Here is an 8,845-nt window from a genome sequence, read left to right as displayed (position 1 = left end):
TTATAACCCGGATAAGAAATAACGATGGTATGACTTCCTTCCGGTAATGAAAGAGAATAAAATCCATACTCATTCGCTACAACGTTAATTGAAGGATCATCACTTACTTTTACCGTTACGCCAATCAGCAACTCACCGTTTTTTTTATCCTTAACTGTTCCGCTTACGGAACGGGATTGCTGTTGGGCCATCATCAGTGTACTGAGACAGAGCGCAGCAGTGGCTGCGGTAATTTTGAAAAAAGATGTTTGCATTAGTTTTTTTTAAAGTAGTAGATCTCTTTTATATGTATCTGGAGTTTATTGTTTCCAGTTGATTAGTTGAACGAATAGAAGATTAGTTACACCTAAAATGCTGATATTACTGAAAAAATAATACTTTTTACCTTGTTAATCAATGTTTTCGGAAATCTTAATTGAAAGGATTATAAGAAAATGCTATAGGAAAACCATTGATTTTAAAGTTATTATAGTTTAAATCCATTAAAAAACGAACTAGGGTAATGAAAAGTGCAAATGAAATAAATTGCTGTTTTTTAGATATTTAATTAATTTTTAATAGGGTAAGTAGGTTGAGTTGTTTTTATGTTTTAACTGTGATTGATTCAATTGAGGGAGAGTGACTGAAATGAATTTTTCTTTTTTAAGAACCTTCAATCCAGATATAAAACCTATATTGCTTCAGAAGAATGATTAGAAGAGTATGGAAAATTTTAAAAAGTGGATCGCAGGTAATTTTTCCACTATACTTTTAGCAGTTGTGTTCATCATCATATTGTTTAATCCGGATGCCAAAGCATGGTTGATGAGACAGGTGGCTTCCACTGGGATTCTCAACTCCAGTATTTCCGAACCCAAGGAGAAGCCGGGAAGCTTGGCCGCTTATACTGGATTGATACTGAAAGATGAGAGCGGAATCCTTATTGATACCGCTGTCCTGAAAAATAAAGTGGTTTTTATCAATTTTTGGGCATCCTGGTGTCCGCCTTGCCGTGCTGAATTTCCATCCGTTGAAAAGCTATACAACAAATATAAAAAACATTCGGATATAGTATTCCTTACAGTAAACCTTGACGATAATCCCGCTCTGGGAAAAGTATATTTAAAAGAAAAAGGATTTACAGTCCCTTTTATCACTCCTGCAGGCAGTATTCCCGGAAAACTTTACAACGGTTTACTACCTACTACCGTTGTACTGGATAAAAAAGGAGCAATCCGGCTTCATCACACAGGAGTGGCAGATTACAGCAAAGACTCTTTTTATCAGGAAATTGATTCATTACTTAAATAACAAAATATCCTTCCCGAGTACCGGAGAATAGCTATATTTGACTGATGCTAATGAGTAAAGTATGAATTTGTATACCCTTTTTTCCTTTCACCCGAAAGAAGATTATTATTTCTCAGTAATTGATAAACAAGGACATATTTTTGATAAATTTCAACTTCCTGAATGCAGAGAAAACCCAATCAGGAATAATATCATTCCTATTAAAGAAGAATTTACCAAAGAATATGGTTTAAATCTTGATGACTTTTTAAAAGACTATGATCTTTATACCTGCTATACGGGTGGTGTGGGAGATTTATTTTCGGAGAAAGCTATTATAGCTCTTAAAACAGAAGTTCAGGATGAAATTGAATTTATTCCTTGTATGCTGAAAGGCCAGCCAATACCTGTCTACGCTGCATTATTTCTTAAAACGGCTCCTATCGTAAAAGATTTTGAAGGAATGGGTTTCACTTTTGAAGACATTACGTTACCGGATGTGAAATATGCTGTTCAGGATGAAAACAAGGGAGTCAAATTTGTTACCCAGGCTTTTGTAGAGCTTGTGAAAAAACATGATCTGAAAATTGAGTGTATACTGAAAACCCAAGGTAAAATCTAAGAATGATTTCATTTACAATATTATCAATTGAAGAAATAGAAGCTGAGGTTTTAAAAGAAAAAGGAAACATTCAGAATTTTCCCAAAGCTATTGATTTTCCCTTTCCTGAACAGTATAAAAGGGTAGTTACTCTGATAAAAACAACAGAGATTGCCTCCGAAGCTATTTTATACAATGCTGTTGAAGCAGCGAATGAAAATCAAGAATTTGTATTAAAGGATTATTGGTGCTTTGCAGGAAACGGACAGGGAGACCGTTGGTTTTTGGATAAGAATGGAACAGTTTTCTTCTATAACCATGACTATGATGAAACACTAGAACCCATGAACATCAGCTTTGAACAATGGCTGCAGGTGGCATTTGTTATCCGGCAGCTGGACCTGTATTTTGATGAGCACGATGATATTTCAGAACCTGTGCGACAGAGGTTCTATAAGGCTTTGGATGCCATTCATCCGGAATTAAGTGAAATTTATCCTTTCACTGTTTAATTTTAACAGAAACAGAAGCTTTAAGATTGCAATGCCTGATAAAATCCTCTATTTTTGAAGTCAAAAGAAAATTATTCACCACTATTATCATTTTAATATTTCTCATGAATATAGACCAATTAAAGGAAAAAGCACAGCCTATGATCCGCCAGGCACAAGTATTCGTTTCAGCCCAGGTGTCTGATGAAAAAACAGCTTATGCCAACGAAGATGAACCTGTTCGTTTCCTGGTGAAACATTTAGATCAATGGATGGGGCTTACCGAAGATCAGGATGAATTCAAATTTCTTCCCATCAACATAGAATCAATAGATTTAAATAAATATACAGCATTAACCGGAAAAAGCAGAGAGATTTATCCACCGTTTGAAACTTTAATGCACTATGGAGATGAAGAAGTCCAGCAATGGATTACTGAAAATGATGGTGATAAGGACGATCTGTGCAGTTTATTGGCTTTTGCTTCAGATGAATATACAGATATTTGGATGGACTCTCACCCTATCTATTCATATGAAGGAATCTTTGCTTATCAGGGAGGATGGGCCATGACCTGGCCGGAAGATGATGCGCCTATGCAATGGAATGAAGACCTGGAGTTTCTTTTTCAGATTGGATTAAAAGATGAGCCTTTTATAGAAGTGTTTTATGATAAAAACAATGCTTCCTATATCTGTATGGAACGTAATACTTAAAAACATGGAAGAAGCACAACATGTTTACTGTGACAAGCATGGGCAACAGGACCTGAAGTTACTATGCAGCCACCTTCTTGCCGGCAGCCATGAGCCTATAGGTTTTCATGAATTTGAGCCGGAAAATATGGCCTGGTGTAATGAATGTGAAAAAGCCCTGAGCAAAACAAGAACAGATGAAGAACAGGATCAATGGTCCCAGGATTGCGGTTACAAAATTATATGTTCCGTATGCTGGGATACTATAAAAGAGTCAAATCAAATTATTAAAAAAGCAATGAACTTAGAGGAATTAGAACAGAAATATAACATTCAATATCCTGATATTTACAAACAATTAGCTGCGAATAATATGCTGGATTGGGGCGCGTCCGGATCAAGCTGGTACTATGACACTTTTCCAAAGTTAAAAGAAAATCCACCCTTACTTTTATTTGGATTTGATATTGAAATCTGGAATGATCAGGAACTTGTTGAAACCTCTATTGATGAAATGTCTGATGAAGAAGATTACAGAAATATTCATCCGGGTTACCAATTCATTCCATTTGCACAGAATGGAGCCGGAGATCTGTATGCCTTTCAGTTTGATCTGCAAAAAGATGGAGCAGTTCCTGTAACTCTTATTCCTCATGATGACGAGGAAGCTGAGGTACTGGCCGGAAATTTTCAGGATTTTATATTCCGTCAGCTTCTGGAATCAGTAGCAGAAATAGATGAAGGTTCTATATTTTATGAAGAGGAAGAAGAAGACCTGAAACAGAATCTCTTCAATCAGTTGAAAACGCATGAACTATATCTCACGGCAAAACAGGTAGAAATTCTGAACACCATTTATCAGCGTGATATTTTTGAGTATACCTATAAAGTCCCTAATGGTGGCTCATTTGAAACTGAGGGGCTGGTAACATTTGATGAGGTAGAAGAAATTTTAAATAGGGAGATCGCTTCTGAATATTTGAACAGAAGTTTTAATTATACAGAATCTCCGGCATCGAATAAGCTTTAGCTATACTATTAAAAAGTCCGGCAGTTTGATCTGCGGGCTTTTTTTTATTTGGAAACTTTAAAAATGAGGTGAGGTATTCCGGTTATAAGATGGTTTTTAGTAATATTTAAAGCATTAAATTTCAATTTGTTCCGTAACTTTTTTCTTACCTTTATATACATTAAAACACCATCATATATCTCTTATGAATATTCAACTTTTTTCAAAAAACGCTTTGGTAGGTGGCGCTACCCAGGGAATAGGCGCAGGAATTGCCATTGAACTGGCCAAATGTGGCGCAAATGTTACAGTAATGGCCCGCAATGAGGCAAAACTTAAAGATTTTACAGTTGCATTGCCGATGGTGAATCCGGATCAGAAACATCAATATTTAGTTGCCGATTTTTCTGATTTTGAAAGCTATAAACAGATCATTACTACATATTTTAACACCCATTCCATCGATATTCTGGTAAATAATACCAATGGCCCTGAGCCGGGACTTGCAGTTGATAAAAACGTGGCAGATTATCAGAAAGCTTTTGACCTCCTATTTAAAACAGTCTGTGAAACAACCTTATTGGCGTTACCTCATATGATTGCACAGAAAAGCGGTCGTATCATCAATGTTTCTTCACTCTCTGTAAAAGAACCCATTGGAAGTCTGGCGCTTTCCAATTCTATCCGTTCAGCTGTAATGGCGTGGGCAAAAACATTATCCAATGAAGTTGCTCAGCATAATATTACGGTAAATAATATTTTAACAGGGTATTTTGATACAGCACGTATCCAGAGCCTAATCAGCCATGATGCTCAAAAAGCAGGTCTATCTGAAGATGAGATTAAACAAACGAGAGAAAATAAAATCCCCATGAAAAGATTCGGAAAACCGGAAGAATATGGCCATTTGGTAGCTTTTCTGGCTTCAGAATATGCTTCTTATCTTACGGGAGCCAATATTCCTTTGGATGGCGGACTGAATAATACGTATTAAATTATAAGGAGGAAGCTGGAAGAGGGAAGTAGTTGAAATATAAATTATAATTCTGCTATTGAAATTTTCTAAATATAATCTGGATTCATATTCAGTCTAACAATAACTTCCAGCCTCCATTTTCCAGCCAAGTTTATTAAAAAAGTCACAAGTTGATGTAATATTTTTTTTCTGCCAGTTGTCTTATCAATATTGGAAAATATTATATGAAAAACTGGTCTTTTAAAAAATGGAACACTGTACTGGGGTGGTTCCTTTTCTGTATTGCATTAATTACTTATTTCTCCACCATGGAGCATTATCTGAGCTTTTGGGATTGTGGGGAGTATATTTCTTCAGCATCTAAGCTGGAAGTAACCCATGCTCCGGGAGCTGCGCTATTTCAAATTGTAGGAGCCGTGGCCAGCATATTTGCATTGGGAAACAGCAGTAATTATTCTATAGTAATCAACGCTATGTCTGCACTTTGTAGTGCGTTCACCATTTTGTTTCTGTTCTGGACGATTACTCATTTTTTAAGAAGTCTTTTAGATAAAGATTTTGAAGACGTTACCAGATCTCAGGAGGTTTCAATTTTGTTTGCAGGTGCTATTGGAGCCTTATGCTTTACGTTTTCAGATACATTTTGGTTTTCAGCGGTAGAAGGAGAGGTATACTCAATGGCTTCTTTATTTATCGCGATTTTACTTTGGCTTATTACCAAATGGGAAAACGAATACAAGGCAGCGGATAATGAAAGATGGATTATTCTTATTTTCTTTATTCTCGGGCTTTCAGTGGGAGTACACATGATGTGTATGCTGGCCATTCCGGCAGTATGTCTGGTTTATTATGCCAGGAATTATCCATTTACATGGAAGAGTTTTATTGTCGCTAACCTTATCACATTGGGTGTTCTTGCATTGGTCTTTAAAATTATTTTTCCATTGATTATGACGATGTTCGGACAATTGGAAATTTTCTTTGTGAACGGCTTAAGTCTTCCTTTCCATTCCGGAACTGTTGCAGCCTTTGTTCTGATGACTGCTGTTTGTTATTTCATGATTAAATATGCAAGGAAAACAAAAAGGAATATTTATCAGACTGTCGTTTTATCTGTTGTATATATGATCATAGGCTTTTCATGCTGGCTGGTAATTCCCATCAGGGCGAATGCGAATCCACCCATGAACCTTAATAATCCTGATACGGCCATTGGGATGAAGGATTACTACAACAGGGTACAATATGGAGACTGGCCTACTATTTACGGACAAAACTATACTGCTGCTCTAGACAGAAAAGGATTGGAAAAAAACGAAGATGGAAGTTATAAAAGAGAAATCACAGGAGATATTTATGAAAAGGATGAAAAGACCAGAACCTACAGGAAAACAGGGGAAAGGTTTAATTACGTCTACAATAAATCTCATATGAGCTTTATGCCAAGAATGTTCAGTGAAGATAAAGAAGTGATGGCTAACTATATATCGATGTACGGAGCTCCTGATTTTACATTTAATTATGATAATGAAGATGTGGCAGATAATCCTCAGGCTAAGCAGATTTTTGATGAACTGAGAGCCAAATATGAAGATGACTCTATTACGGTTGAAGATTATATGAAAGTAAAACCTTACGATCTGATCAATGTTCAAAGACCATCGTTTGCGCAGAACATGGACTATTTCTTCACCTTTCAGAACGGATATTATTTTGTAAGATACCTGTTATGGAACTTTGTAGGAAGACAGAATGATTTACAAGGACATATGGAAAATACCCATGGAAACTGGATTTCCGGATTTTCTTTTATTGATAATGCTTTATTGGGCAGTCAGGATAATATGCCTGCTAAGTTCAAGAATGAAAGTACTGTGAAATTCTTTTTCCTGCCCCTCATATTGGGACTAATCGGTTTCTTTTTTCAGCTGAACAGGGATTTTGGAAGATTTTATGCACTTCTTTCACTGTTTATTCTCACCAGTATCGGAATTGTTTTTTATACAGGTGTGAAGCCTTTTGAGCCAAGAGAAAGAGACTATGCTATGGTAGGTTCATTTTATGCATTTGCTATTTGGATCGGGTTGGGGGCAGGAAGTATTCTATGGTTTATTCAATCCAGACTAAAATCTAATGTTGCCAATAGTATAACAGGGATCATTTTATTGGGAATTCCTTTCATGATGGGCTTCCAGAATTATGTTCCGCATGACCGTAGCAGGAAATCTGCCGCTCATGACTCAGCTTATTCTTTCCTGGCCTCTTTACCTAAAAACGGGATTGTTTTTACTTATGCCGATAACGATACCTATCCGGTTTGGGGATTACAGGAAACAGAAAGATTCCGGGATGATGTAAAAACAGTAAACTTTACCCTGCTGGCAACGCCATGGAACATTGATCAGGTCAAAAGAAGAACTTACAATGCCATGGGTATTCCGGGTGAATTAACCCATGAAGACTACAGGGATGGAGTAAATGATCAGGTGTATCTGATGAAAAAAGAAGATTGGGAAGGATTGTTTGCCATGTTAAAAGATCAGGGCGCTCCCGATACAGAGTTTCAGGAATTCAGAAAATATCTGACTCAGGATTCAATGACGTTAAAAGAGGCATTGAAATTCCTGAAATACAAATCTCCGGCAAAAGATGAGTTGCTGAAAATGTATTTCGGTGAAAAAGAATATGAGAAATACAATATTATTCCGGTACATAAATTTGTATTTCCTGTCAATAAAGAAAATGCCGTGAAGTCTGGAATTATTAATCAGGCAGATCTTCCGGATACCATAGATCAGATTGTAATTAATTATGAAGCCAATACTCTTTATAAAAGTCATCTCATCATGCTTGATATACTGGCCAATTTTGATTGGAAACGTCCAATCAGTTTCTCATCCGGAGGACTGTATGACAGTGAAAATATCTTTTATCTTGATAACTACCTTCAGTTTGACGGCTTCAGCTACAAACTGGTTCCTATCCTTAGCACTCAAAGTCCGGATGGAGATAAAGGAAGGGTAGATGCGCATTCACTTTATAATGTAGTGAAAAACTACAAGTGGGGTAATTTTAAAGACCTTAGTAATCATTATGATGATACAGTTATATCCGATATTATGAACTATAGGATGTCAGTGAGCAGAGCGGTTTCTGCACTGGTAAAGAATGGTGAAAAAGCAAAAGCTTTAGAATTGCTCCACCTTGTCGCAAAAGAAATTCCTGTAGAAAAGTACAATGATCCACGCTCATTAAGTTCAATTGTCACAGCTTATATTGTTGCAGGCGAGGAACAGAAAGGTCTTCAACTGGCTGAGCGTCTTAAAAAAGAGATTTTTTATGAATATGATTATTACCTGAGTCTTTCTCCTCAATTCAGAGCAGCTGCCAGAACACAGATGAGGTCTAAGCCTATGGAATATTCCCTTGTGGTTTCTGCGGTAACAGAGGCTTACAGAACATTAGGACAAAATGATAAAGCTAAGAACTATCTGCTGAAATCTGTAGAACCGGTTGATAAAAAGTTTAATGATTTCGTGAAGAACCTTCAGCAAATGGATAAAGAGAAAGCGATGCAAGAATCTGAAAATGTTCAGAAAATTACTCCTTTTTATCAATATTTATTCAATGTAATGGAACCTTTTGATTCTACCTATTCAAAAAAGAAAGAAGAGCAGATTACGACAGCCATCATTAAAGCAACACAATAGTAAAGAATATAACCATTAAGATCAGACAAGGCTTTCAGAATAAAGGATTTTTGTTTTTATAGTTTCGTTTTAAAATCTTAGATTTTACCTTGTA

General features: G+C 36.3%; 8 protein-coding genes. 7 read left to right on the top strand and 1 reads right to left on the bottom strand.

Going from position 1 to position 8,845, the window contains the following annotated elements; genetic code table 11:
* The coding region (locus BBH99_RS05365; RefSeq protein WP_131799194.1) for a carboxypeptidase-like regulatory domain-containing protein at positions 1 to 254 on the bottom strand (254 nt) is incomplete at its 3' end.
* A gap of 448 nt (positions 255 to 702) precedes the next feature.
* Here BBH99_RS05365 and BBH99_RS05360 point away from each other — a divergent pair.
* The 7 genes from BBH99_RS05360 to BBH99_RS05330 all read left to right on the top strand — a co-directional run bounded on the left by BBH99_RS05360 (position 703) and on the right by BBH99_RS05330 (position 8,751).
* Positions 703 to 1,290, top strand: coding sequence for a TlpA family protein disulfide reductase (locus BBH99_RS05360; protein ID WP_066693006.1), 588 nt, complete (start codon positions 703 to 705; stop codon positions 1,288 to 1,290).
* Positions 1,291 to 1,351: 61 nt separating this feature from the next.
* Positions 1,352 to 1,891: a hypothetical protein gene (locus BBH99_RS05355; RefSeq protein WP_066693005.1), complete on the top strand. Its 540-nt coding sequence runs from the start codon at positions 1,352 to 1,354 to the stop codon at positions 1,889 to 1,891.
* A gap of 2 nt (positions 1,892 to 1,893) precedes the next feature.
* Positions 1,894 to 2,382, top strand: a complete 489-nt coding sequence (locus tag BBH99_RS05350) for an SMI1/KNR4 family protein (protein ID WP_066692999.1) — start codon at positions 1,894 to 1,896, stop codon at positions 2,380 to 2,382.
* Between the two features lie 104 nt (positions 2,383 to 2,486).
* A complete protein-coding gene (locus tag BBH99_RS05345) occupies positions 2,487 to 3,077 on the top strand; it encodes a hypothetical protein (protein ID WP_066692996.1) in 591 nt (196 codons plus the stop codon).
* Positions 3,078 to 3,081: 4 nt separating this feature from the next.
* Positions 3,082 to 4,086 (top strand): SMI1/KNR4 family protein, encoded by a 1,005-nt coding sequence (locus tag BBH99_RS05340; RefSeq protein WP_228390742.1) that lies wholly within the window; start codon positions 3,082 to 3,084, stop codon positions 4,084 to 4,086.
* A gap of 184 nt (positions 4,087 to 4,270) precedes the next feature.
* Positions 4,271 to 5,059 (top strand): SDR family oxidoreductase, encoded by a 789-nt coding sequence (locus BBH99_RS05335; RefSeq protein WP_066692993.1) that lies wholly within the window; start codon positions 4,271 to 4,273, stop codon positions 5,057 to 5,059.
* 206 nt (positions 5,060 to 5,265) lie between these two features.
* Positions 5,266 to 8,751 (top strand): glycosyltransferase family 117 protein, encoded by a 3,486-nt coding sequence (locus BBH99_RS05330; RefSeq protein WP_066692990.1) that lies wholly within the window; start codon positions 5,266 to 5,268, stop codon positions 8,749 to 8,751.
* Positions 8,752 to 8,845: the final 94 nt, after the last annotated feature.

Origin of the sequence: Chryseobacterium contaminans, from assembly GCF_001684955.1 — a bacterium.
Classification (GTDB): domain Bacteria; phylum Bacteroidota; class Bacteroidia; order Flavobacteriales; family Weeksellaceae; genus Chryseobacterium; species Chryseobacterium contaminans.
The sequence above is the reverse complement of the archived record's forward strand: the minus strand, read 5'-3'. Positions and strand labels throughout refer to the sequence as shown.

Bases quoted from the DNA above. Each gene is read 5' to 3' on its own strand.
- BBH99_RS05345 (WP_066692996.1), top strand. From the start codon at position 2,487: ATGAATATAGACCAATTAAAGGAAAAAGCACAGCCTATGATCCGCCAG.
- BBH99_RS05330 (WP_066692990.1), top strand. From the start codon at position 5,266: ATGAAAAACTGGTCTTTTAAAAAATGGAACACTGTACTGGGGTGGTTC.
- BBH99_RS05350 (WP_066692999.1), top strand. From the start codon at position 1,894: ATGATTTCATTTACAATATTATCAATTGAAGAAATAGAAGCTGAGGTT.
- BBH99_RS05340 (WP_228390742.1), top strand. From the start codon at position 3,082: ATGGAAGAAGCACAACATGTTTACTGTGACAAGCATGGGCAACAGGAC.
- BBH99_RS05360 (WP_066693006.1), top strand. From the start codon at position 703: ATGGAAAATTTTAAAAAGTGGATCGCAGGTAATTTTTCCACTATACTT.
- BBH99_RS05355 (WP_066693005.1), top strand. From the start codon at position 1,352: ATGAATTTGTATACCCTTTTTTCCTTTCACCCGAAAGAAGATTATTAT.
- BBH99_RS05335 (WP_066692993.1), top strand. From the start codon at position 4,271: ATGAATATTCAACTTTTTTCAAAAAACGCTTTGGTAGGTGGCGCTACC.